Raw genomic sequence first — 25,053 nt, 5'->3', positions numbered from 1 at the left:
ATAATTTTTAAAAGCCGCTGCGAAGCGGCTTTTTTTTTTGTGAAAAAATGAATATCTTTCTAGTTATGATATCAGGATTATGAGGTTTTTGATTTTAATTTTTTTTGTAGGCAGTATGGCCTCTGCGCAAGTGAGCTTTGTTGAGAAGGCTCAAGATTTAGGTATTTCTGTAACTTGTGGTTACACCTTTTTAGGTAACGGCATTAGTTTTTATGATTATGATAAGGATGGATGGGATGATATTACTATAGCATCTGCTGACGGTGATCCTATACATTTTTTTAAAAATTTTAATGGGAATTTTATCTCGCACAATATCAATATTCCAAATAATGTTTTAGAAAACAAACAAATTAATTGGGTAGATATAGATAATGATGGTGATAATGATTTGTTCGTAACTTCCGCCAGTTCTGGAAATAGATTGTATGAGAATACAGGCAATATGATAATGCAAGACATTACTTCTTCTTCTGGAATGTTACCTGATAATTTTCCATATTATGGTGCATCGTGGGGTGATTATAATAATGATGGGTTTTTGGATGTTTTTATTTGTGTAAGAGATAATAGCATACCTAATATTTTATATAAGAATAATGGCGATAAAACATTTACCTTAGTTAACAATCAAGCAGGTTTATTAACAACTGGTTATATGACTTTATGTGCTGCTTTTTTAGATTATGATAATGACGGTGATCAAGATATCTATGTATCAAATGATAAGACTGTTGTACCTAATTTAATGTATAGAAACAATGGTGATGGGACCTTCACGGAGGTGGGCGCCATAACGGGTACTAACATTAGTATAGATGCTATGTCGGTGACGGTGGAAGATTTAAATAATGATGGTTGGCTAGATATGTATATTACTAATGAACCACAGGGGAATGTACTTTTTGTTAATAATGGTGATGGTACTTTTACTGATATGGCTCAAAGTTATAATGTAACTTATAATAGTACATCTTGGAGTGCTATTTTTATTGATGCAGATAATGATAAAGATTTGGACTTATATGTGAGTGGTGAAAATAATGGTATAATATCAAATCAGTTGTCTTCAGCATTTTATATCAATAATGATAATGGTACATTTACACTTAATAACAGCGCAGTTCCGGGTGATTTTGCATCAAGTCATGGAAATGCATTAGGCGATATAGATAATGATGGCTTTCCGGATATAGTTGTCAATAACATCAGTCACAACAACATATTTTTGTGGAAGAATAATACCAATTTTGTCAATAATTGGTTGGGTGTTAGTTTAGAAGGTACTGTAAGTAATAAACAAGGTATCGGATCATTTATAGAAATTTCTATAAACGGTGAAATACAAAATCGCTATACATTGTTAGGGGAAGGTTACTTGTCTCAAAATTCAGGTACTGAGTTTTTTGGTCTAGGCCCTGCAACAACCGTAGATTACGTTAAAGTTAAATGGCTTAGTGGTTTAGAAGACGTATTTTTTAATGTAAATGCAAATCAACATCTAAATATTACAGAAGGTGCTTCTTTGTCTGTAGATGAGTTTGATCCTAATCACTTAAAGATTGGTCCAAATCCAGTAAACAATATGTTATCATTAAGAGCTCAGAATACTATTGATAATGTTACTGTTTATAATATGTTAGGTCAAGCTGTTCTTAAAGCGCAACCAAACAATGTAAATGGTGAGATTGATATGACTAGATTACAATCTGGTGCTTACTTTGTAGCGGTAACAATTTCTAGTATTACTAAAACAGTAAAAGTTATTAAGCAATAACCAAAACTTTATATAAGTTATCAAAAGCCACCTTTTAGGTGGCTTTTGTATTTTGTTTATTTACTTTTGTTCTAATGATACCATTAGAATTTTCTTTTATCATACCTGTTTACAATAGACCTCAAGAAATTAAAGAACTTTTGGATAGTTTTTGTGAGCTCGAAGGAAATTTTCAATTCGAAATTGTAATTGTGGAAGATGGCTCTGAGCTTAGTTCAGAAAATGTGATAATTTCTTACAAGTCTAAGTTAAATGTTGCTTACTATTATAAGGATAATTCCGGACCGGGTGATTCAAGGAATTTTGGCATGCGTGTGGCAAAAGGTAATTATTTTATCATTCTAGATTCAGATGTTATTTTACCAAGTAATTATCTGATTAATATAAATTCATTCTTATCAAAAACATATTATGATTGCTTTGGTGGTCCGGATGCAGCCCATCCTTCTTTTTCTAGCTTGCAAAAGGCGATTAGCTTTTCTATGACCTCTTTTATAACTACAGGCGGAATAAGAGGAGGCGATAACCAGGTTGAAGATTTTCAGCCAAGAAGTTTTAATATGGGGATTTCAAAAAAAGCGTTTTTAGATTCTGGTGGTTTTGGCAAAATCCATCCTGGAGAAGATCCTGATTTATCATTAAGACTGCATAAATTAGGTTATAAAACGACACTGATTAATAAGGCATATGTCTTCCATAAACGTCGTATTTCTTGGTCTAAGTTTTTTAATCAGGTTAATAAATTTGGTAAAGTAAGACCTATATTAAATCAATGGCATCCAGAGTCTAAAAGTATGGTGTATTGGTTTCCAACATGTTTTTTGGTAGGTTTAATGTTTTCTATGGTACTCTTAGTTGTTAATATACCTTGGTTGTTATATGGCTATATTTTGTATTTTGTTATAGCTTTTTGTTTAGCTTTTATTTCGAGTAAAAACATAGTTGTTGCTGTAAAATCAGTTTTAGCTATTGTGGTACAATTTGCTGGTTATGGTTTGGGGTTTTTAAAATCTTACTTTAAACTAGTAATTTTAGGAAAAAAGCCAAAAGAAGCGTTCCCTAAATTATTCTTTTGAATTCTTAAATAATTTGAAAAAGGAATCATCAATATCAGAATTTTTAAAAAAGCGTAATGCAAAGCGGTTTAGCATTTTTTTGGCTATTGCCTTTGTCTTTTTAGTGTTTTCAAAATTATCTACTGACTATAAGCAAAAAATCAAATTAGAACCAAACCTCATAAATTATGAGGATGAAGTTATGTTATTAAATGACTCATTAAATGAAATTGAGGCATTTGTTGAAGCTAAAGGATTTTCATTAATTCCATTTCTGTTTAAAGACTCTAAGACTATTGTATTAGATGCCAATGAGGATGTGGTCTCTAGGCCAGATCATTTTATATTCGATGTTCAAAAACACAAATATCTCATTGAGGCGCAACTTGGTCAATCTTACAATGTTTTATCTTTAAAACCAGATACACTCACAATTTCATATTCTAAAAGAGCATCAAAATATGTTCCTATAGAATTGAATACAGATATAAGTTTTAGTTCTGGCTATGATACTTTTAAAAGTATACAATTAAACGTAGATAGTGTAAAGGTTGTTGGTGCTATGAGCTATATCTCAAAAATTAAATCTATAAGCTCAGAGCAATTTCGAAAACAAGATGTCAATAATAACATAGATGAAGATATTAAACTTGTAAAACCTACCGATGTTGAAATATTTCCGGATGTGGTTAATATAAAAGCAGAAGTTAAACGTTTTACAGAAGGTAAAATAGAAGTGCCTGTATCAGTTATAAATAAGCCTAATGATATAAGCTTAAATTTCTTCCCTAAAACAATAGTAGTTTCTTATTATGTTGATTTAGATAACTATAAGAAGATTGATAAAACGAGTTTTGTTGTGGAATGTGATTACAACGAAGCTATAGATAATCAAAGTTATATGATATCAAAAATTGTGAACAAGCCAGAGTTTGTTAAACGAGTAATCATTAAACAGAATCGAATAGATTATATAAAACTATAGTATGATTATTGTCGGATTAACTGGTGGAATAGGTAGTGGTAAAACAACTATTGGTAAGTTTTTTAAATCTATGGGTATTCCGGTATATATAGCGGACAAAGAAGCCAAGGATCTGATGAAACGCTCTAAGGTTATTAGAAGAAAACTTGTCAAATTGTTTGGTGAAAAAGCCTATGTTGGTGACGAACTTAATAGAAGTTATTTGTCATCAAAAATCTTTGCAGATGAGGCACTTTTATCAAAAATGAATGCCATAGTTCATCCTAAAGTAGGTGCGCATTTTAAACGTTGGTTAAAAAAACAAGATGCTCCGTATATCATTAAAGAGGCTGCAATTATTTTTGAAAATGGTCTTGAAGGGCAATATGATGTTATTATTACTGTTGTTGCAGATGAAGATTTAAGGATAGGTCGTGTTGTAAAGCGAGATAATTCATCAATAGATAGAGTGAAAGCCATTATAAATAATCAACTATCTGATGATGAGAAAATTAAAAAATCAGATTTTATCATCGAAAATAATGATTTAGATACCGCAAAAAAACAGACAGAAGAAATACATCAGTTACTACTGCAAAGAACTGCATAAACCATACATTGTAGTTTGTTAATGTAAGGTTAAACATCATAATCCCTAAATGTTAAAATGTTAAATTTGAATGATGGGCAAGAAGCTATTCATCTTATTGGTAGTATTAATGAGTCTGTCTCTTATTGGGATAATTTTTGTACAATCCTTCTTTATAAATAATAGTTTAAAGAATGAGGATCAAAATTTTACGCTAAGTGTTACGAGGGCGTTAAGTCGTGTTTCTAGGGACATAAAAGACTATGAATTAAGGAAGTATATAGATTTAATTCAACCTTATGTTCAAAATCAAAAGGAACCAGATTCTATTATAATAAGAGACTTGTATATCACAACAGAAGATGATATCAATGACCAGACTATAGTACACCGTAATACAGTTTTAGAAGAGCGCTTTAAGGTGCCGCCATCATTGTTCTTTGAAATTGATGCAGACAGTATTGATATAAGTAAATATACCAACGAACTTAGTACAAAATATTACAGTAAGTCTAGTGTTGATGGCAACAATGCTATTAAGCCACAACGCAGTATAACTGAGTTTTCAAATCTTCCTGACATTAGTAAGAAGATGTATGAAAAAATATTTGAGTCATTGTTAGAGACCACTCCAATATATAAAAGGATATCTGTAAAACAAGTCGCAACATTACTCAAAAGAGAATTAGAAAGTGAAGGTGTTGACTTAAATTTTGAATTCGCTATTTATGATGAGGATTTGGCTACTAAAATTCAGACATTAAATTTTAGTAAAGACCCAGATACCACTATAGGAATCTCAATTTTATTAGATGGAGCAAATAATGAGGGTTATACTTTGTATGTCGATTTCCCAGAAAGACGAAAGTATTTGTTTTCGTCAGTGATGTGGATGATTTTCTTATCTGTTTTATTTACAGGTGTAATCATTATTGCCTATTCAAGTGCTATTTATCAATTAATTAAGCAACGTCGTATATCTCAGATTAAAACTGATTTTATTAATAACATGACGCACGAGTTTAAAACTCCTATTGCCACAATTAATTTGGCTTTAGATGCGATAAGAAATCCAAAAATCATTGCAGATGAAGATAAAGTAAAGCGTTATCTTAAGATGATTAAAGACGAAAATAAGCGCATGCATGCTCAGGTTGAAAATGTATTACGTATTTCTAAACTTGAGAAAAACGAGCTTAATATTAGTAAGGAACGTCTAAAGTTACACGACATAGTAGAAGACGCAATAACTCATGTAGAGCTGATTGTAGAGAATAGGCAAGGTTATATTAAAACGCATTTTGATGCTGTAAAATCATCAGTTCTAGCAAACGAAACACATTTTACTAATGTTATCGTTAATATGTTAGACAATGCAATAAAATACTCGGATGATGAGCCAAAGATTGATGTTTACACTGAGAATGTTGGGACAAATATCATACTTAAAATTGCTGATCAAGGCAATGGAATGAGTAAGCAAGTTGCAAAGAGAGTGTTTGAAAAATTTTATAGAGAACATACTGGTGATGTGCATAATGTAAAAGGACATGGACTTGGGTTGGCTTATGTTAAACGAATTGTAGAAGACCATCAAGGACATATAACAGTAGAAAGTGAAAAAGGAAAAGGCAGTACTTTTATTATAAGATTGCCGTTAATATCATAAAAATAAATTATGGAAGAACAGAACAAGAAAATTCTTTTGGTTGAAGACGATCCAAATTTTGGAATTGTTTTAAAGGATTATTTAATAATGAATGATTACGATGTTGTTCATGCCAAAAATGGTATGGAAGGCTTTGAAAAATTCAAGAAAGGAGATTACGATCTATGTATTTTAGATGTGATGATGCCTTACAAAGATGGATTTACTTTAGCTAAAGAAATCCGTGAGAAAAACACAGACGTACCTATTATTTTCTTAACGGCTAAAGCTATGAAAGAAGATGTACTTAAGGGATATAAAGTAGGTGCTGATGATTATTTAAACAAGCCTTTTGATAGTGAAGTTCTTCTAATGAAAATTAAGGCAATTATGCAGCGTAAAGCTACAGATTCTATTGCTGACAGCAAACAGTTTGAATTTAAAATTGGACGTTTTGATTTAAACTCAAAATTGCGTTTTCTTAAGTTTGATGGTGGAGAACCAACAAAATTATCACCAAAAGAAAATGAATTATTACGTCTTTTGGCATTACATGAAAATGACTTAATGCCTAGAGAGTTAGCGTTAACTAAAATCTGGCGAGATGATAATTACTTTACGTCTCGTAGTATGGATGTTTACATTGCGAAACTTCGTAAGTATTTGAAACCAGATCCTAAAGTTGAAATTTTAAATATTCATGGTGAAGGATTTAGGTTAGTCATTAATAGCTAGTTCTTTCTAAATATATAAATTAAAAAATCCGACTTCTATGTCGGATTTTTTATTTGGTCTTCAACGTGTTTGATGATGTCTTCAGTATTGGTTTCGTAATCAAACCATTTGGTTTGGTTGTCTTTTCGAAACCATGTCAATTGACGTTTAGCAAATCTTCTTGTATTCTTTTTGAGTTCTGAAATAGCAAAATCTAAAGTCCACTCACCTTCGAGATATTTAAAGATTTCTTTATAGCCTACTGTGTTTAGAGCGTTTAAATGTTTATACTCAACTAGTGTCTTTACTTCATCAATTAATCCATTAGCAACCATTATATCAACACGCTGATTAATTCTATCATAAATAACTGGTCTATCCGCAATAAGTCCGATTGACATGGTTTCAAAGTCGCGTGTTTTTTCAGGATTGGTCAAAAATGAAGAATATGGTTTATTGGTGCCAATACATATTTCTAAAGCTCTAGTGAGTCGTTGAGGATTATCAATTGCAATGGTATTGTATGCAGTTGGGTCTAATATTTTTAGTTGTTTTTGAAGTGGTTTTAAACCGTCTTTTTCATTGATTCGGTTCAGTTCTTCTCTAATACTTGAGTCAACTTCTGGAAAATCATCTAATCCTTTGGTTACAGCCTTAACATATAAACCAGAACCACCAACCATAATGGCAACATCATGTTTAGAATGAATGTCTTTTATGGTAGCAATAGCATCTTTTTCAAAATCACCAACAGAATAGTCTTCTTTGACAGATTTATGTTGAATGAAATGGTGTGTTGCCGCATTGAGTTCCCCTTCATCAGGTACAGCAGTACCAATATTCATTTCTTTAAAAAACTGTCTAGAATCTGCAGAAACAATCTCAGTACTAAAATGCTGTGCAAGTTTTATACTTAAAGCTGTTTTACCAATAGCAGTAGGACCTATTATAGAAATAAGAAATTTAGTCATGATGCAATTCGTGCCCGCAGTTGTAACAATATCTAGCATCATCTTGATGATTTTCTGCTAAACAATTTTCACAGCATTGCGTATTTGTATCAACTTTATGCTTATTTACTTTTGTCATTTCAGAAGATACTATGCCCGTAGGGATAGCGATAATACTATAACCCATTATCATAATTATTGAGGCTATAAACTGCCCAATTGGTGTAGTTGGAGCAATATCACCATAACCAACAGTTGTCATTGTTACTATTGCCCAGTACACACTTTTAGGGATACTTGTAAAACCACTTTCAGCATTTCCTTCAATTAGGTACATAATGGTACCAAGAATAATGCACAAGACAAAAACAAAAAGTAAGAATACCGAAATCTTAGCTCTGCTTGCCTTTAATGCTCTAATTAAATTAGTAGATTCACCGATGAAGCGTGCTAGTTTTAAAATTCTAAATACACGCATTAATCTTAATGCTCTTAACGCTACTAAAGACTGAGAACCTACTATAAAGAAGGATAAATACATTGGTATAGTGGAGAGAAAATCTATTATACCATAAAAACTAAAAACGTATTTACTTGGTTTTTTTACAGTAACAACTCTTGCAATATATTCTAATGAGAATAATATGGTAACTACCCATTCTGCAACGTAAAAGAATTGTGCATTTAAGAGTTTAACAAAATCACTTAAAATGCTATTATCACTTAATCCAAAATACTCAGATGTACAACCAGAATCGCAAACACTTTCTAGCATTACAAGCACAATACTTAAGATAATTAACACTAATAGTGTAACATCAAATATTTTGCCTGTTGGTGTATCAGCTTCATAAATGATTTCATGCAGTTTGCTTCGCCAGCTATGTTTGGTATTAGCTTCCATAATTTAAAAATACAAAAAGAAAATTCTATTCTTATTTCTCTAGTACAACAAGTGCATTTTTTTGGATATCTACAACCCTATTCATAAAGGTCTTTAAATAGCTATAGTAATTAGAACTGTATACTGCTTTATCAAAGCTTACTTTGAAATTTAGTGTAAGTATATTATTTTGAATGCTAGTATTAAACGTAAATGAACCGGAGTCATTAGGTAGTTTAATATTTAACGCTTTTGGAGTTTCTAATATTTTAAGATCATTTCCAAGTTCTATCAGCATGGTGTATGAGTATGTGTCCTTATATCCAAAGTCAATGGGATAAGTTCGTTCTTGGAGTTTAAATGGATTTTGTTCAAAAAATTTTATTAGGAAAGGATTTAGATAAATTTTATTCCCAATAAATTCTGGCTCAAATTCAAAATCTATGAGTTCTTTAAAGTCGTAATTATCTTTTTCGAAGTCTACGACATCATGAGATGTCACTTCAATGGATTCGTATTGTTCAGCTTTATTCTCTTTATAAGCATTTGCATTTTTGTCATAGGACTCTTTACTATTATGTGCGTGATAACCAGTAAATTTACTTTCGATTTTGCCTGTAACGGATACGGATGTAAAGTCATCTAAAAGTACTCTATGTTGTCTGTAAGAACTATTTTCAATAACGATGTCTTCCCAATAACTACCATCCTCAAAATCCATTAACCTACCATATTGGTTTAATGTTCTAAACGGAATTTCTCCAAAAGATAAATAAGGGTTGGTCGCGTCTAAAAGGTAGTCTTTCCCGTCAATAGTTGTTTTTAAAATGACATAGTTAAAATCTGTTAGAACGGGATACACTTTAGTTGCTAACCCATTAGAACGTGTTGATATTAAAATAGGGTAAATTTTAAAACCTTGACTAGAGAGCAAGTTTTCTAATAGTAGATTAATTTCAAAAATACTTCCAATTTTTTCTTTGAGGAGGTTTTTTATTGAGACATCATACCTACTATATTTTTTATTCCATTTATAGTTGTCTTGTACAAATTTATAAATGGCTTTTGCCTTTTCTATATTTGGTTCGAGTTTTATAATTTCAGAAGGTAACACCTTTTTTACCAAACTCTTTTTACTAATTTGTTTGCCAAAGTCTTTATCTGTTCTAAGTTCTTTATCTACATCTGACCATGTCTTAGTTAGTTTGTCAACACTGCCATCAAAACCTTTTATAACACTTAGTTCATATTCTATACGCGACATATAGTTTAATGCTGTTGTTGTAAAATCTTCAGGTTTATAAGCTGGTATGTTCCGCATCACATATTTAGCAATACTACAATCTGCGCTACCGTTATAACCAAAATCAACACATTCTTTTTCTATACCAGTTTCTTCTGTATCTAAAGGTATTTCACCAACAAGTTTAATATTGTACTGATAATTACCGGGAATACTAGTGTTATATTCACTGTAAATTACAGGATCTTTACCCTGAAAATACCACGGCTGATATTTAGAAATAAATCGAGATTGAGTCTCATAGCTTACAGTAATTATAGAACCGACCTTAACTTCGGGTAAAACGAATTTTACAACTGTGTATTTGTCCTCTTCAATTTCGAAGATAGCATCCTTTTTGAGTGAAGACGTTTTAACTGAACCATTTTCTAAATTATAAGTTGTTGCCTTAATATTTTTTATTCTTTCCTTTGATGATTTGCCTTTATATAGTTTTATTTCATATTGACCTCTATCGACACCTTCTGGTCTAAGTATCTTAATTTTCTGTTCTATTTGACACCTTAACCAAAATGTTTCACTGTCAAAAAAGCTTTTACCATAATCATAGATTACAAGTGCGTTAGCCGTAGTGTCTTTGTCATATCGGTTTGTTTTTAACTCTATTTGAGATACAGACATTTTTGGAAAAAAATTCTGAGAAATACCCTGAAAGGAAATTATTGCAAGAGCAATAAACATGTAGTGTTTCATTAAATTGTATTGATTTAGTTTTAGAATTATTCTGTGGAGTAATTTATACTTTTTAATCTAAAATTCCACAATTTTTAAACGTTTATTTCTACGAATATAACTCTGAATTATGTGCTGTGTATCTCTATTATTTTCCATTGGAGTAATTAGAGTTTGTAAAATGTCAGGGTTGTTAATTTGATAGTTTAAATCGAAAAAGCCTAAACCTCTAAATACTCCATTTTCTATGAGTACGACACTTTTTTCTTCAATATCACGACCACGATCTATGACAAGCATATTTTTATTTTTATAGCTATGCTTGTCTATCAGCATTAGCACACGTTTGTTATAATCAGCTGAAGACTCTTCTAAAACACAAGCACCATTGCATTCTTTGACTTCATGTCTAAAACAATTGGTATTAGTATGATACATACCTATTAGTTTTTGGCATAGCATATAGTCATCCATAATTTTAAGCATAAAATGCTTTGCGCTCTGTCTATTGGTAAAAGTAGTTACTGGTAAATTTTCTTTGTTTGCTTTTTCTATGCTAAGGTTTATATATCCATTTTTATCTTCAAAATGGTATAATCCATGTGTATATAGGTTACGACGTAATGCACGATTTAGAATAGGCTTGTTCTTTTTTATTTCTTCACTTTCTTTAAGAAGTGCCACAAGTTCACTACCTGTTTTTTCATAAGTTACTGATGCAACTAATGTCTGAATTTTTCTAGATTTAGAGTTGGTATTGGTAAAGTGCTGTGTAATCCGCTTTTTGATGTTATTACTCTTGCCTATATATAATATTGTTCCTTTTGCGTCATGTATGTAGTAGACGCCGGTTGCATTTGGTAATTCCTCTAAAATTTCTTTGAGGTTGGCTTTAATTTTAGACTTCTTCTCAACTTTAATTGCATTTTTAACAATAGACTTATCGGTGTCTTTGCTCAGTAATAGTTTAAATAGTTTTATGGTTGCCATAGCATCACCGTTAGCACGATGCCTGTCACTCACAGGTATGCCTAATGCTCTAGCTAATTTCCCTAAACTATAAGATTCCATATCAGGAATTAGTTTCTGAGAAAGCTCTACCGTACAAAGTGTTTTTCTCTTGAATTCAAAACCAAGGCGTTTAAACTCTGTTTTTAGAATGCGATAATCAAATTCAGAATTATGAGCAACAAGGATACAGTCTTCTGTGATTTCTACAATGCGTTTCGCGACTTCATAAAACTTTGGTGCATTTCTAAGCATATTGTTATTAATGCCAGTAAGTTTTACTACAAAAGGTTGAATCTCACGTTCTGGATTTACAAGACTTATGAATTTATCAACAACTTCGTGTCCGTCAAATTTATAGATAGCAATTTCAGTAATACCTTCTTCGTTGTACTTACCGCCAGTGGTTTCTATGTCTAGTATTGCGTAAATGAGTTATAAGTAATTAGGGATTAGTTGTTAGTATCATTTTCAAGCTTCTGTCTTAGTGTTTCTAGCTTTAATTGTAATTCCTAGAACCAAATATACTACTTCCAACTCTAACCATTGTACTACCACATGTTATAGCTAATTTATAATCGCCACTCATTCCCATTGAGATGGTTTGTAGATGACAGTTTTCAGTTTGATCTGTTTTTAATTTATCGAAAGTAGATTTTAAATAATTAAACTCGTTTTCAACCTGATTCATATTTTCTGTAAAGGTTGCCATTCCCATTACACCAACTAGTTTAATATGTTTTAACTCTGAAAATTCTTCAGACTGAAGTAGTTCCGAAGCGTCATTTGCAGACATACCAAATTTTGAATCTTCTTCTGCAATTTTTATTTGAAGTAAACAGTCAATGACTCTGTCATGCTTTTGAGCCTGTTTATTAATTTCTTTCAAAAGTTTGAAGCTATCAACACCATGAATAAGGTCAACAAACGCTGCCATATATTTAACCTTGTTAGTTTGTACATGCCCAATCATATGCCATTGTATATCTTTTGGCATTTGCTCATGTTTATCAACCATTTCTTGTATTTTATTTTCACCAAAAATGCGCTGACCAGCATTGTAGGCTTCCATAAGGTCAGAAACAGGTTTTGTTTTAGAAACTGCTACAAGCGTAACATGGCTTGGTATGGATGATTGTATCTTCTGAAGGTTATCGCTTATCCTCATTTTATAGTTGATTCGTTTATCTGATTAATCGTTTAAATTACTTAAACACCTAAACGACTCAGCAGATAAACAACGTTTAATATTCATAAATCGTAATTGCACTTCTCAATTTTGGTAAAATATAAGTGCTTTTTGGTGGCATTTTTAAGCCTTCATCTGCAATCTCTTTCATTTGCTCTACAGTAGCAGGACACATACCAAAGCCAACACTAAATTTACCACTATCAACAGAACTTTTCATTGAGGTCACTTCATGTTTACCATGAATGTATTCAATTCTGCTATCGTTTCGTAGGTCCTCAATTCCTAAAATAGGTTGTAGAATGGTTTTGTAAAGTAATTGCGCATTAAGCTTTTCTAGTGCAGTCTCAAAATTATAGATGGTCTTTCTGAGATACAAAGAATAGAATTCACCATCTAGATACATACTAAAATGATGGGGTTTTGAAGGTGAATAGGGTTCTTGACCTCTATTTTTTATTCTGAAATTAGCGTCTAGTTTTATTAGAAATTCTTCCTTAGATAAGCCATTTAAATCCTTTATCAATCTGCAAAATTCTTGAATAACCAAGTCAGATTCCGGAATTAAATAAGACATAAAATAATTGTATGACTCACTTCCATTATGAGAAGAGTTTTTCTCTTTTTGGTCTTTGTAATAGAGAAAAGATGAAGCAGACCTATGATGACCATCAGCAATGTAGATGGTTTCTATATGTTCAAATTCCTTTTCTATTAAGGCATTTGTTTCTTGGTTATCTATTTTCCAAAGATAATGAGTGTCTCTATAGGTCATCGTGAACTCAAACTCTGCATGACCTTTTTGAGTTTCTATGATAATTGATTTTATAATGTCATTATCTGGATAGGTGAGAAGTACAGGTTCTGCATTAAATCCTACTGTTTGTAAATAGTTTTTAAAGGTTTGTTCTCGATTTGCAATGGTTTCTTCGTGCTTTTTAATAATATCCTTTTCGTAATCTTCAGCACTTGTAGCCGCAATAATTCCATTAAATTCTTGCCCATGTCTATTCACAATTTTATAGACATAAAAAGAAGGCTTTTCATCTTGAATAAATATGCCATCTTCTTTAAATTCGAGATATCTATTTCTAACTAATTTGTAGCGTTCTTCACCTGTAATAACTTGGTCATATTTATAGCCAGGATTCACAATATGAAGAAAACTATAGGGATTATAATCCATTCTAGATTCTCTTTCCTCAATAGTATAACTTTGGTAAGGACGAGCAGCAACTAAACCAACAATTGCTCTTGTTGGACGTACAGCTTTAAACGGTTTTACTTTGGCCATGGTTTAAGGGATTAGGGATTAGGGATCAGGAATTAGTGTGAAGTATTTTAGTTCTAATGCCTATTACCTAATGCCTTTTAACTATTTCGTAAACTGATTCGCAACTTTCTCAGCTTTTCTACTTTCTGAATAATCATAAAATCCTTCACCAGATTTTACACCTAATTTCCCAGCTCTAACCATATTGACTAATAAAGGACATGGTGCGTATTTCGGATTTTTAAATCCATCGTACATGACGTTTAGAATAGACAGACACACATCTAGACCAATGAAATCGGCAAGTTGCAAAGGTCCCATTGGATGTGCCATTCCTAATTTCATTACAGTATCTATTTCTTCTACACCAGCAACGCCATTATATAATGTTTCTATTGATTCATTAATCATAGGCATTAAAATTCTATTCGCTACAAAGCCAGGATAATCATTTACTTCTGTTGGAATTTTGCCTAGGGTTTTTGATAATTCCATAATGGTGTTTGTCACTTCATCACTTGTATTATATCCACGAATGATTTCAACCAACTTCATAATTGGTACAGGATTCATAAAGTGCATTCCAATAACCATATCCGGTCTCGACGTCACTGAAGCAATTTGAGTAATTGATATTGAAGATGTATTTGTTGCCAGGATTGTATCATCTGGGCAAGCTTTATCAAGTTGTCTAAAAATATTAAGCTTTAGATCCACATTCTCAGTAGCTGCTTCAACAACAAGACTTGCATATTCAACACCAGCAGTGATATCACTAAATGTCGTTATATTGTTTAAAGTTGCTTCTTTATCAGCTTCAGAGATTTTTTCTTTAGCAACCATTCTATCTAAGTTTTTAGAAATGGTTTCTATACCTTTTTTTAGAGAAGCTTCGCTAATATCAATAAGTTGTACTTTAAAGCCAGATTGAGCAAATGTGTGCGCAATACCATTGCCCATTGTTCCTGCTCCAATAACTGCTATGTTTTTCATTAAAAATTTATTTTCATTCCCACGAAAGCAGGAATCTATTAGTTGTTATTTATTTGGTATGCTTCGATTTTCCTTCCTATGGAAGGATTAAGGAAGGCTTTTTTTTAAAATTGATTGATAATCATTGTTGCCACACGTAATGCTTCAGTACCATCGTGTAAAGTTACAATAGGTTTAGTGTTGTTGTTTATGGCATCTGCAAAGGTTTCTAGTTCATCTAAAATAGCATTATTGTTTTCTATTTCCGGGTTATCAAAATAGATTTGTTTCTTCACACCTTCGGCATTTTGAAGGATCATATCAAAATCTCCAGGATTTTCGGGAGCATCCTTCATTTTAACTACTTCACACTTTTTTTCTAAGAAATCAACAGAGATATAAGCATCTTTTTGAAAGAATCTGGATTTGCGCATATTCTTTAGTGAAATACGACTTGCCGTTAAATTAGCAACGCAGCCATTTTTAAATTCAATTCGTGCATTTGCAATATCTGGTGTTTCACTTACTACTGATACACCACTTGCTGAAATATGTTTTACAGGTGATTTAACGACACTGAGAATAATATCTATGTCATGAATCATCAAATCTAAAACCACAGGAACGTCTGTACCTCTAGGGTTAAACTCAGCCAAACGATGCGTTTCAATAAACATAGGGTTTTCAATATTGTCTTTTACACTTATAAAAGCTGGATTAAAACGTTCTACATGTCCAACTTGACCTTTTACACCATGTTCTGCTACTAAAGTTCTGATGGTTTCAGCCTCTTCAACCGTATTTGTAATCGGTTTTTCAATAAATATATGCTTTCCTTTTTTTATGGCTTCTTTGGCGCAATCGTAGTGAGATAAGGTTGGTGTAACAATATCTACGACATCTACAGCGTCAATTAATTTTTCTATGGTATCGAAATAGGTGTATCCAAATTCTTCTACAACGCGTTTGGCATTTTCTGGGTCAGCATCATAAAAGCCAACAAGCTCATATTTTTCTGATTGATTAAGCAGTCTTAAATGAATTTTCCCGAGGTGACCAGCACCAAGAACACCAGCTCTTAGCATATTTTTCAGTTTTGAACAAAAATAATTGATTTCCTCTAAAAATTTAAAAAAGAAACTATAAAAAACTGCGAATTCAATAATTGAAAAATGGGATTGGAAATTGCCATTCTTTCAACTAATTTAGCGCTAAACCTAACTAAGATTTGAAAGACACTTTTAAGCATCAAGGGATGCGACAACAACTTGTTGATACTCTGATAAAAAAAGGTATTACAGATAAAGCAGTACTTAATGCTATTGGTAAAATACCAAGGCATTTATTTATGGATTCTGGTTTTATTGATCATGCTTATGTAGATAAGGCCTTTCCAATCGCTGCGGATCAAACTATTTCCCAACCATATACGGTTGCATTTCAGTCTGAGTTATTACAAATTAAACCTGGTGATAAAGTGTTAGAAATAGGTACAGGTAGTGGCTACCAATGTGCCGTTCTAATTGATTTAGGTGCTAAAGTCTATAGCATTGAAAGACAACAAGAATTGTTTAAGAAAACCTCAAAATTTCTCCCTAAAATAGGCTATAGAGCTAAAAAACTCATCTTTGGTGATGGTTATAAAGGTTTACCAAACGAAGCACCTTTTGATAGTATTATAGTTACTGCTGGTGCCCCATTTGTACCAAAACCGTTATTAAGTCAGCTTAAAGTTGGTGGTCGTTTAGTGATTCCTGTTGGTGATGAAGTGCAAGTGATGACCCTTTTTATAAGAAAAGGACCTAAAGAATTTGAAAAACATGAGCATGGTGAGTTTAGATTTGTACCAATGCTTGAAGATAAAAACTAACTATGAAAAAAATTACTTTTTTATTCGTTGTATTATTTCAGTTTTCCTTTAGTCAAGGTTATACAGAATATTTAACTGGTAATGCCACAGATGTAAATACCAGTCATGAAAGTGGTATTTGTCTAATGGGCGGTGCTAGTGAAAATGATGAGGCCATGGCTTGGTTTTTAAATAAGGCAAATGGTGGTGATATTGTTGTTTTAAGAGCCTCTGGTAGTGATGGGTACAACAACTATTTTTATTCACAGTTAGGCGTCACTATTAATTCTGTGAGAACATTTGTCATATCTAGTGAAGCAGGAGCTACAAATGCGTATGTTTTAGATAAAGTAAACAATGCTGAAGCTATTTGGTTTGCAGGTGGTGATCAGTTTGATTATGTCAGTTTCTTTAAGGATAATGCTATGGAAGATGCCTTAAACAATTTTGTAAATGTAAAAGGTGGTGTTATTGGTGGTACAAGTGCAGGTATGGCAATTTTGGGTAGCGGTTATTTTTCGGCAGAAAATGGCACTGTAACAAATGCACAGGCGTTGTCTAATCCTTATCATAACAGAATGACAATAGGTTATAATGATTTTTTAGATATTTCCTTTTTAGAACATGTAATTACTGACACACATTATGATGATCCTGATAGAAGAGCTAGACATACTGCTTTTTTAGCCAGATATGCCACAGATAATAGCTCTCGCGCGTTTGGGATAGCCTGTAATGAATATACGGCAGTATGTGTAGATGATGATGGTAAGGCTTATGTCTATGGAGAGTACCCTACATACCCTGAATATGCATATTTTTTACAATCTAATTGTGCTAATGAGTTTTTACCTGAAAACTGTACTGATGGAAATGCCCTTAATTGGACACGCAATAATGAAGCTGTAAAGGTTTATAAGGTACCAGGAATGGTTGGTGGTACAAATTATTTTGATCTATCTGATTGGCAGAGTGGAAGCGGTGGTACATGGGAAAATTGGTATGTGAACAACGGTGTTTTTATGACTGCTTCAACGACTAATCCAAATTGTAATGATGTTTTAGACCTTGAAGAGGTTGGCATAGATAACCTTACAGTTTCACCGAATCCTTTCATTGACTTTATTAGACTTTCTTCAGATTTTGATGGTGTAGAAATTAGAATGTATGATGTATTAGGCAAACAAGTTGAGATTGCCTTATCTGGAGATCATATAGATGCAAGTAGTTTACATGGTGGTATATATTTTCTTCAAGTGACAAAGGGTGATGCTGTAGAAACTTTTAAGTTGGTGAAAAACTAGGTAGTTCTTGCAGAGTACGAATTTTTAATCCGCTTGTTTTTAGCAGGTTTTATATTTTAAAGGATAAAAAGATGTTCTTCTTTTTTGTTATTTAAATTGTTTTAGACTTTAATAAATCCTAATTAGATATTACCTCGAAGTAACCACTTTTTCTAAACTAAAATAGTCAACACTATTCACATACCTGAAATAATGTTTATCTTTATTTCAAAGGCATTTATTATAATCAGTTTAAAATAATCTTATATTGAATAATGATTGATTAATAGCGTTAATAAATCATCAATGAGGCACTTGTGTAAATAAGTGCCTTCTTATTTTTCTGTAGATATTGAAGGTTCAAAATTTTCATTTGGGTAAGTATTCTTAATCCAAATGTTTATATCTTTAAGAATAGGTATGATACTTTCACCTCTTTTGGTTAATTTATAATACACTTTGTTGTCTTCAACGTTGAGCTTACGTTTAATAAATTTGTGCTCTTGGAGCAATTGCAAATTTTCACTAAGTACTTTTTTTGAAATTTTTGGAATTAAGAAATGTAATTTCCCGTAATGAGTTTCCCCTTTCGATAGCACAAATAGAATTGGTATTTTCCATTTGCCACCTAATATTTTTGTAAACTTTGTTAAAGGGCAGATGAGAGTCTTTTTCTTAGTCATATACGCTCAAAGATAATTTGATTTAATCTAAATAAAAAGTGTGTTTATGTATTAGTGGTTACTAAAAGGTAACTATTAATTGTTTGGTAAGCAATTATTTGTAGTCTTGAAAATTCATTTGTCGGAGTTTTATGCATTTTAAGGTGAAGTTACCTTGGGGTAACCATTTTTTTAAGGGAAATTCAATTTTTTTAAAGAAAAATGAAAGATTAACAATCTATCTTTATGAAAGTTATTAATTAATTAAATTACTAGAAATTATGAGAAAATTAAGTTTATTATTATTGACAGCCTTGTTTGTCTTTTCTTGCTCTAAAGAAGAAGTAGATGACTCTATTGACACTTCGTTAGATTCAAAATCAAATCCTGTTTTAGTTTCTACTGATGTTTTAACAGACACTTCAACGTTTGATTTTGTAGAAAGTATTTATGGAAATACACATCGCGCATATAATAGAGGTGAAGTAGAACTTGGGTTTATTGTTAAAGAAAACTCGCAAAATCCCGGACGTGTTTATTTAAGAACAGGTGCAAACGAGTGGACTAGAATAAATGAAGCAAGATCAAGCAGTATTGCCGGATTTTGGGATACATTGAGCAAAAATAATTCTAAGGATGCTAGAATTATGCAGCCAGGAAACAATTCTAATCAAATCTTTGTATTCTTTGGTAACAATGGTAGAAATTACAAGATGTTTAGAGTAGATAATGGTGAAGTATTAAAAGCACATAATCAACCAACAAGAACTTTGCCAAATGGATTTGTAGCTGGAAGATTATTTTATCATGATTCAGACAGAGCTGACTTTCCTGCAAATTGGTTAGGTGTAAAAGGTAAGAGAGTATGGAATTTTGGTTCTGACTTAAGAAACAGCACGCCTAGTTTAATGATTATTAGACAGAACGGATTTAATGGTGCCAATTTAAACAAAGATATTAGCAAAATAAAGGGTTATTGGCCTCATAATAACCAAAGAATAATTCTAGACAGAACTGGTAATAGAAGTGATGTAACAATTCAAAAGGAACGTAAAAATGGTGTTAATTACTATAAAAGCTAATATAACGTCATATAACTAAGAAAGAGCGCAAATGCGCTCTTTTTTTGTTAGCCGTCTTTTGTCTTTCTTTTAATATTAATGATCATCTGTTTCTCTGGTTTTTGGTTGTCATTGGTCAAGTATTGTAAATAAATATCTATTATCACGATTATTATTCTGAAATTAAATACGACCTAAACCTCATAAAATGCTTAGATATTATGTTTTCTGTTAGATTCAAAAATCCAGAATACCTAGGTGATATTCAAAAAGGATTCTATTGATCTAAGAATATCAATTTATGAAAACAATAATTAAGTAATGTAATTTCCTAATAAATTTGTAGGATATTAAGTTGTGAAACACATCAATTTTTTATCGTCTATTTTAATTTCCAAATTGCAAAAAAATATATTAGAAAAACTTCAACCCAAACATAATAGCATCACCTTGATAGCCGCCTTGATAAGAACGAATGTAATCTACTCTTAAGAAACGCCATTTGCCCCAACCAATATTGTCTAAACCTACAGTAAATTCTTGGTAAGGTTTATTATCGGGTGTAGATAGATTGTGTGCGCCTAGGATAAGATTAAAATTAAGTTTGTTTAAACCAGGAATTTTACCAAGTATAAAACCATTAAAATCGTGCTCAGCATGCATTTCTAAATAACTATCATTTGTGCTGAGGTCATAATAGCCGAGATTATTAAACACATCCGTATAATTGCCACGTCTACTTATATGTATTTGGTTACCATTAAAATGTTGATAGTCCATAAAAGCGATATCATCAGCATTAAAGAATTTACCAGCACGCATGTTATAACTAAACCTACCTTTGTTGGCAATATTAAAAGATTGGTAAATTCTGGCTTTGATTTGATCAAAATTGTAATCTTCATTAGTTGATCCAAATCCTTTTTCATAACTCAACACAAGAGTAGGATAGGCATCACTATTAATGTTGAATTTACTATCTGGATAACTCAAATATTTTTGTCCAAAATTTATGCGACTGGTGATGTTGAATTTCATGATATTATGATTCTCAAAAGGTGCATCTGTACTTGTAGGATTTACAGGGTTATTTGAGGTGTATATTTTGTCCTCTTGAGGATAAAAGGTTTGGTCGGTTGCATTAAATGAAGCAGTTCGGTTTTCATAAGACAAACCAGAATACAATCTAAAGCCATTAAAGAGTTCTTCGGAATAGTCTAATTGCAGAAATCGACGCTCATAAAGTTTCATGTAGTTTTCTTCAAAAAACAGTGTAGCTAAAGTGTTGCCAAATGGTGTTATAGGATTTATTGGATTAAATTGTCGTACTTCAGTTCCACCACTAAGTGTTAGAAATCGTCTATTGGTATTATTAAACTTATAGGTTAAATAACCTTTCGCTCTGAGTCTTTTGTCAGAAAAACCGTATTGTATAGCGGCACTAGCGCTAAAGTAGCGTTTGTAATCGTCAAAACTTTTGTTAAAGAAAAGATTGGCCTGAGCTGTATAACCTTGTACTGTATTAAATTGGACACCACTAAGCGGTATGTCAAAACCGATTCTATAGTCTTTGTAAGAGTTTTGATAAGTATAGCCAAGAACGTCACTTAATTTAAAGGTATTTTCTACCTTATCAATGGAGTCTAAGTAAGTTTTAGATTCTCTTACAGTTTGAATACTATCTTTCTTGGTGTAATCAGTTTTTTCTTCAAGTGTTAATGGAACTGGTCTAATAGTCTTCCAAAAAAGCGAATCTTTTTTGTTAGCTTCATTTTCAAACGATACTAATTCGGCACCAAAATCTTTTTTGGTAAGCCCAGAATTAAACTCATAATCACTATAGACAGCAGTAAATCTTCCATCACCTTTAATGCCAAAAAATTTATAGCTAAAATCTATACTCTGAGAAATCAATGCCCATATATTATCTTCTTCAGAATAAGAAAAACTTTGTTTTAATGATATAATATCTGCAGCCGGAATCCTAGCCTGAATACCTGTAATATCTAACTCTAAGGCATAAATAGTCCATTGATCTTCTACAATGTAAATGGTTCCCGAAAATACAGGATCATTTTCGCGTTTTGGAATAACTTTAATTTTATTGATGAGATTTCCTCTCTCGTCATAAAATATACCTTCTAGTTTGTAACGGTAATATCCAAAGGCATTATTTGCAATTGGTGAAACATTTTCACCACCAAAAGTTATGACGTTGTTGTAGAAATTAAAATTAACGTCTTGAGCGTTGTTAAAACTAAATCCACTATCATCACCGCTAACTTTTGATGCGGTAATACGTTCCTTAAGTTGATTAGGCTTAAGATATTGTATTTTAGAAATGGTTTCAGAAAGATAAATAATACCGCTACGTGTAGAATCTAATCCGCCCCCAAGATCGCCAACTTCTTGTCCGAGAATTTTTTCTGGGGCATCTTTTATTCGTATTAATCCTCTTGAATAGAATTCAGCTCTAAAGGATTCAATTTTATCTAAATTTTCTTTTCGTTTTGCTATTGTCTGACGGATGATGGCATTGGCAGGATTATCTTCTGTACTAACAACAACTTCATTAAGCGAAACAGATTCTTCTTCTAAAGTAATATTTAGTTTAAATGGAAATTTGTCAATAGCGACTGTTTTTTTTACCGTTTTATACCCTAAATATGTATAAACAATGGTATATGTGTTTGGTTGGGTAATATCTAGTTCATAATAACCGTCATCATTTGTGGTTGTGCCTTTATAGGTTTTTTCTATAAGAATATTTACAAATGGTAAAGGTTGTTGATTTGTGTCTGTAATTGTGCCTGTGACTTGCGCAGTGGAAATGATTGTGCATAAAAAGATGAACAGCGCACTAAGCGAATGTTTCTTCATAAATTATGATTGATGGTTTTTAATAAGAGACGTCATTTTTAGTAAAATGGTTGTCTCGAAAAGTCAAACTTATGATTTTTAAAAGTTTTGGTAAGTTGTAATTTTCCTAAAATTATCGAAAACTTTTCTTAATACGATCTAAACTACGCTTGTTATCCCGATCTTTAATAGTTTCTCTTTTGTCGTATAGTTTTTTACCCTTAGCTAGAGCAATTTCTAGTTTTGCTAGGCCTTTTTCATTGATGAATAGACGAAGCGGAATGATAGCATTGCCTTTTACATTAACTTCCCTTTCAAGTTTTTTGAGTTCGCGTTTATTGAGGAGTAGTTTACGTTCTGCTTTTGGTTTGTGATTGTAGTAATTTCCATAAACATACTCTTCAATGGTCATGTTAATAACAAATAATTCGCCACCTTCATTAAATTCACAAAAACTCTCAGCAATAGAAGCTTTGCTTGCTCTTATGGATTTAATTTCGGTACCGGTGAGTACTATTCCAGCAGTGTATTTATCTAAAATTTCATACTGAAATTTTGCCTTTTTGTTGAGTATGTTTATGTTTCTCTGCATTGAAGACAAAGTTAATCCTTAAAGTGAAAAGTTAAAAGTAATTCCTTAAAACTTGAAAGTCATATCTAATTGAATTAGTTTTAGACCATAAAATTAACAATACATGAAGTATATATTTCTAGGATTAATTTGTTTCGTATTTTTTGGGTGTAAAGAAGAAAATAAAGCCAAGGATTTGTCAGCGGATGATATTATCAATGAATCGATTAAAGTATCAGGTGGCGAAAAGTTTAAAAATTCTGTTATAAGATTCAATTTTAGGGATAAGTTTTATGTGGCCAGGAGATCTAATGGTAATGCGACTTATATCAGAATTTTTGCAGAAGGTAAGGATTCTATTTTTGATTTGATGTCAAGCAATAACTTTGAACGTTCAGTTAATAGCTCTTCAGTAAGACTTTCAGATTCTTTAAAGATATTGTATTCAGCATCAGTAAATTCGGTACATTATTTTTCAGTGTTACCATTTGGGTTAAATGATAAAGCAGTCAACAAAGAATTACTTGAAGAGGAATCGATAAATAATGAAAATTATTATAAAATCAAGGTAACGTTTGATGAAGAAGGTGGCGGTGAGGATTTTGAAGATGTCTTTGTGTATTGGGTGAATAAGAAAAACTTTAAAGTTGATTATTTAGCATATTCCTATAATGAAGATGATGATATAGGGATACGATTTAGATCATCATACAACGAACGTTATTTAGAGGGTATTAGAATTGTAGACTATAACAATTACAAATCTGAAGAAAAAATCGATCTTTTTGATTTAGGTAAAGCTTTTGAGGATGAGCAACTCAAACTACTTTCTAAAATTGAATTAGAAAATGTTGAGGTAGAACTTATAGAATAAAAAAATAGCATTGAATCATATTCAATGCTATTTATATTTTTCTGGATATTAGTTATCTTCCTAAATAACCGCCATCAACAGGAATGATTGTTCCAGTAATGTAGTCGCTTGCTGCAGACGCTAAGAATACAGTTAATCCTTTAAGATCATCGCCTGTTCCCCAACGTTTCATAGGTACTCTCATAAAGACTTCTTCTGTACGCTTTTTATCGTTTATAAGTGCCGTATTTAATTGCGTATCCATATAACCTGGTGCAATTGCATTAACGCAAATACCTTTTGCGGCGAGGTCATTAGATAGTGCTTTAGTTAATTGCCCTACACCACCTTTTGAAGCCGCATAAGCCGGAATTGTAATGCCGCCCAAGAAACTCATTAAGGATGCTATATTTATGATTTTTCCACCACCATGTTCTAACATCGTATTAATAGCGTATTTACAATAGTAGAAGGTTGCATCTAGATTAATTGCAATGACTTTACTCCATTCTTCTTCTGGAAAATCTTCACTAGGATATCTTCTTTGTATACCTGCTGAGTTCACCATAATATCCACACGACCACCCAACATTTCTAAGGCTGATTTATAGGAACTTTGAACTTCTTCAAGTTTGCTAACATCTGCTTTTATCGCTTCTACGTTTAGGTTACAGGCTTTAAATGATTTTGCTATTTCAAACATTCTATCATCTAGGTCAATAATGACAACTTGAGCTCCAGCTTCAGCTAAACCCTCAACCATGGCTTTACCAAGGTCTCCAGCGCCACCCACAACAATGGCTTTTTTACCCTCTAAACTAAAAGCTTCTAATATGTTTTTTTTCATTTTATTACTTATTCTCTCATTTCATTTTTATTTTTTAATAGAATTGAAATGATAGTTTTTTTGATTGGTTA

General features: G+C 32.0%; 22 protein-coding genes. 10 read left to right on the top strand and 12 right to left on the bottom strand.

From position 1 onward, the window contains the following. Positions 1–88 precede the first annotated feature (88 nt). The 6 genes from HRU50_RS04700 to HRU50_RS04675 all read left to right on the top strand — a co-directional run bounded on the left by HRU50_RS04700 (position 89) and on the right by HRU50_RS04675 (position 6,768). A complete protein-coding gene (locus HRU50_RS04700) occupies positions 89–1,777 on the top strand; it encodes an FG-GAP-like repeat-containing protein (RefSeq protein ID WP_296348678.1) in 1,689 nt (562 codons plus the stop codon). A gap of 74 nt (positions 1,778–1,851) precedes the next feature. Next, complete coding sequence (locus HRU50_RS04695) at positions 1,852–2,853, top strand: glycosyltransferase (RefSeq protein ID WP_296348676.1); 1,002 nt, start codon at positions 1,852–1,854, stop codon at positions 2,851–2,853. 13 nt (positions 2,854–2,866) lie between these two features. After that, positions 2,867–3,817, top strand: coding sequence for a hypothetical protein (locus HRU50_RS04690; protein WP_296348674.1), 951 nt, complete (start codon positions 2,867–2,869; stop codon positions 3,815–3,817). A 1-nt stretch (position 3,818) separates the two neighbouring features. Continuing rightward, the gene (coaE, locus tag HRU50_RS04685; protein ID WP_296348672.1) at positions 3,819–4,406 is read left to right on the top strand and encodes a dephospho-CoA kinase; all 588 of its coding nucleotides are present in this window, start codon (positions 3,819–3,821) and stop codon (positions 4,404–4,406) included. A gap of 70 nt (positions 4,407–4,476) precedes the next feature. Continuing rightward, positions 4,477–6,054: a HAMP domain-containing sensor histidine kinase gene (locus HRU50_RS04680; protein ID WP_366927342.1), complete on the top strand. Its 1,578-nt coding sequence runs from the start codon at positions 4,477–4,479 to the stop codon at positions 6,052–6,054. Positions 6,055–6,063: 9 nt separating this feature from the next. Then, on the top strand, positions 6,064–6,768 hold the full coding sequence (locus tag HRU50_RS04675; RefSeq protein WP_296348670.1) for a response regulator transcription factor: 705 nt from the start codon (positions 6,064–6,066) through the stop codon (positions 6,766–6,768). 35 nt (positions 6,769–6,803) lie between these two features. On the opposite strand, the gene miaA is transcribed toward HRU50_RS04675, so the two are convergent. From miaA to HRU50_RS04635, 8 genes are all read right to left on the bottom strand, one after another. Continuing rightward, complete coding sequence (gene miaA, locus HRU50_RS04670) at positions 6,804–7,718, bottom strand: tRNA (adenosine(37)-N6)-dimethylallyltransferase MiaA (RefSeq protein WP_296348668.1); 915 nt, start codon at positions 7,716–7,718, stop codon at positions 6,804–6,806. Further along, a complete protein-coding gene (locus tag HRU50_RS04665; protein WP_296348666.1) occupies positions 7,711–8,601 on the bottom strand; it encodes an ion transporter in 891 nt (296 codons plus the stop codon). The genes miaA and HRU50_RS04665 overlap by 8 nt, the downstream gene beginning before the upstream one ends. 31 nt (positions 8,602–8,632) lie before the next feature. Then, the gene (locus HRU50_RS04660) at positions 8,633–10,576 is read right to left on the bottom strand and encodes a DUF3857 domain-containing protein (RefSeq protein WP_296348664.1); all 1,944 of its coding nucleotides are present in this window, start codon (positions 10,574–10,576) and stop codon (positions 8,633–8,635) included. A gap of 57 nt (positions 10,577–10,633) precedes the next feature. Further along, entirely contained in the window at positions 10,634–11,995 is a 1,362-nt protein-coding gene (locus tag HRU50_RS04655) for an exonuclease domain-containing protein (RefSeq protein WP_296349087.1), read from the bottom strand. A gap of 67 nt (positions 11,996–12,062) precedes the next feature. Beyond that, a complete protein-coding gene (locus HRU50_RS04650; protein ID WP_296348662.1) occupies positions 12,063–12,731 on the bottom strand; it encodes a YggS family pyridoxal phosphate-dependent enzyme in 669 nt (222 codons plus the stop codon). 76 nt (positions 12,732–12,807) lie between these two features. Next, positions 12,808–14,046 (bottom strand): DUF1015 domain-containing protein, encoded by a 1,239-nt coding sequence (locus HRU50_RS04645; RefSeq protein ID WP_296348660.1) that lies wholly within the window; start codon positions 14,044–14,046, stop codon positions 12,808–12,810. Positions 14,047–14,127: 81 nt separating this feature from the next. Further along, a complete protein-coding gene (locus HRU50_RS04640; protein WP_296348658.1) occupies positions 14,128–15,018 on the bottom strand; it encodes a 3-hydroxybutyryl-CoA dehydrogenase in 891 nt (296 codons plus the stop codon). Positions 15,019–15,122: 104 nt separating this feature from the next. Further along, positions 15,123–16,082: a Gfo/Idh/MocA family oxidoreductase gene (locus tag HRU50_RS04635; protein WP_296348655.1), complete on the bottom strand. Its 960-nt coding sequence runs from the start codon at positions 16,080–16,082 to the stop codon at positions 15,123–15,125. 143 nt (positions 16,083–16,225) lie between these two features. On the opposite strand from HRU50_RS04635, the gene HRU50_RS04630 reads away from it, so the two are divergent. Next, on the top strand, positions 16,226–16,867 hold the full coding sequence (locus HRU50_RS04630; protein WP_296348653.1) for a protein-L-isoaspartate(D-aspartate) O-methyltransferase: 642 nt from the start codon (positions 16,226–16,228) through the stop codon (positions 16,865–16,867). A 2-nt stretch (positions 16,868–16,869) separates the two neighbouring features. Further along, positions 16,870–18,150, top strand: a complete 1,281-nt coding sequence (locus HRU50_RS04625) for a T9SS type A sorting domain-containing protein (RefSeq protein ID WP_296348651.1) — start codon at positions 16,870–16,872, stop codon at positions 18,148–18,150. A 314-nt stretch (positions 18,151–18,464) separates the two neighbouring features. Here the strand turns inward: HRU50_RS04625 and HRU50_RS04620 are convergent, their stop codons facing one another. Further along, complete coding sequence (locus tag HRU50_RS04620) at positions 18,465–18,812, bottom strand: helix-turn-helix domain-containing protein (RefSeq protein WP_296348649.1); 348 nt, start codon at positions 18,810–18,812, stop codon at positions 18,465–18,467. Between the two features lie 260 nt (positions 18,813–19,072). Between HRU50_RS04620 and HRU50_RS04615 the strand changes: the two genes are divergently transcribed. Then, entirely contained in the window at positions 19,073–19,873 is an 801-nt protein-coding gene (locus tag HRU50_RS04615; RefSeq protein ID WP_296348647.1) for a hypothetical protein, read from the top strand. A gap of 393 nt (positions 19,874–20,266) precedes the next feature. On the opposite strand, the gene HRU50_RS04610 is transcribed toward HRU50_RS04615, so the two are convergent. Next, entirely contained in the window at positions 20,267–22,732 is a 2,466-nt protein-coding gene (locus HRU50_RS04610; protein WP_296348644.1) for a DUF5686 and carboxypeptidase regulatory-like domain-containing protein, read from the bottom strand. Between the two features lie 112 nt (positions 22,733–22,844). Beyond that, positions 22,845–23,303, bottom strand: a complete 459-nt coding sequence (smpB, locus tag HRU50_RS04605) for an SsrA-binding protein SmpB (protein WP_296348642.1) — start codon at positions 23,301–23,303, stop codon at positions 22,845–22,847. A 103-nt stretch (positions 23,304–23,406) separates the two neighbouring features. On the opposite strand from smpB, the gene HRU50_RS04600 reads away from it, so the two are divergent. Next, the gene (locus tag HRU50_RS04600) at positions 23,407–24,156 is read left to right on the top strand and encodes a DUF6503 family protein (RefSeq protein WP_296348639.1); all 750 of its coding nucleotides are present in this window, start codon (positions 23,407–23,409) and stop codon (positions 24,154–24,156) included. A gap of 52 nt (positions 24,157–24,208) precedes the next feature. Here HRU50_RS04600 and HRU50_RS04595 read toward each other — a convergent pair whose 3' ends face one another. After that, entirely contained in the window at positions 24,209–24,982 is a 774-nt protein-coding gene (locus tag HRU50_RS04595; RefSeq protein ID WP_296348637.1) for an SDR family oxidoreductase, read from the bottom strand. Between the last annotated feature and the right edge of the window lie 71 nt (positions 24,983–25,053).

The organism is Winogradskyella sp. (assembly GCF_013213835.1).
GTDB lineage: Bacteria > Bacteroidota > Bacteroidia > Flavobacteriales > Flavobacteriaceae > Winogradskyella.
Note: the sequence above shows the minus strand (reverse complement) of the source record. Positions and strands in the feature narration are given on the sequence as shown.

Coding starts and splice junctions, on each gene's coding strand:
- HRU50_RS04595 (WP_296348637.1), bottom strand. CDS start 24,982: ATGAAAAAAAACATATTAGAAGCTTTTAGTTTAGAGGGTAAAAAAGCC.
- HRU50_RS04610 (WP_296348644.1), bottom strand. CDS start 22,732: ATGAAGAAACATTCGCTTAGTGCGCTGTTCATCTTTTTATGCACAATC.
- HRU50_RS04635 (WP_296348655.1), bottom strand. CDS start 16,082: ATGCTAAGAGCTGGTGTTCTTGGTGCTGGTCACCTCGGGAAAATTCAT.
- HRU50_RS04645 (WP_296348660.1), bottom strand. CDS start 14,046: ATGGCCAAAGTAAAACCGTTTAAAGCTGTACGTCCAACAAGAGCAATT.
- HRU50_RS04620 (WP_296348649.1), bottom strand. CDS start 18,812: ATGACTAAGAAAAAGACTCTCATCTGCCCTTTAACAAAGTTTACAAAA.
- HRU50_RS04680 (WP_366927342.1), top strand. CDS start 4,477: ATGATGGGCAAGAAGCTATTCATCTTATTGGTAGTATTAATGAGTCTG.
- HRU50_RS04695 (WP_296348676.1), top strand. CDS start 1,852: ATGATACCATTAGAATTTTCTTTTATCATACCTGTTTACAATAGACCT.
- HRU50_RS04640 (WP_296348658.1), bottom strand. CDS start 15,018: ATGAAAAACATAGCAGTTATTGGAGCAGGAACAATGGGCAATGGTATT.
- HRU50_RS04625 (WP_296348651.1), top strand. CDS start 16,870: ATGAAAAAAATTACTTTTTTATTCGTTGTATTATTTCAGTTTTCCTTT.
- smpB (WP_296348642.1), bottom strand. CDS start 23,303: ATGCAGAGAAACATAAACATACTCAACAAAAAGGCAAAATTTCAGTAT.
- coaE (WP_296348672.1), top strand. CDS start 3,819: ATGATTATTGTCGGATTAACTGGTGGAATAGGTAGTGGTAAAACAACT.
- HRU50_RS04660 (WP_296348664.1), bottom strand. CDS start 10,576: ATGAAACACTACATGTTTATTGCTCTTGCAATAATTTCCTTTCAGGGT.
- miaA (WP_296348668.1), bottom strand. CDS start 7,718: ATGACTAAATTTCTTATTTCTATAATAGGTCCTACTGCTATTGGTAAA.
- HRU50_RS04615 (WP_296348647.1), top strand. CDS start 19,073: ATGAGAAAATTAAGTTTATTATTATTGACAGCCTTGTTTGTCTTTTCT.
- HRU50_RS04600 (WP_296348639.1), top strand. CDS start 23,407: ATGAAGTATATATTTCTAGGATTAATTTGTTTCGTATTTTTTGGGTGT.
- HRU50_RS04675 (WP_296348670.1), top strand. CDS start 6,064: ATGGAAGAACAGAACAAGAAAATTCTTTTGGTTGAAGACGATCCAAAT.
- HRU50_RS04665 (WP_296348666.1), bottom strand. CDS start 8,601: ATGGAAGCTAATACCAAACATAGCTGGCGAAGCAAACTGCATGAAATC.
- HRU50_RS04650 (WP_296348662.1), bottom strand. CDS start 12,731: ATGAGGATAAGCGATAACCTTCAGAAGATACAATCATCCATACCAAGC.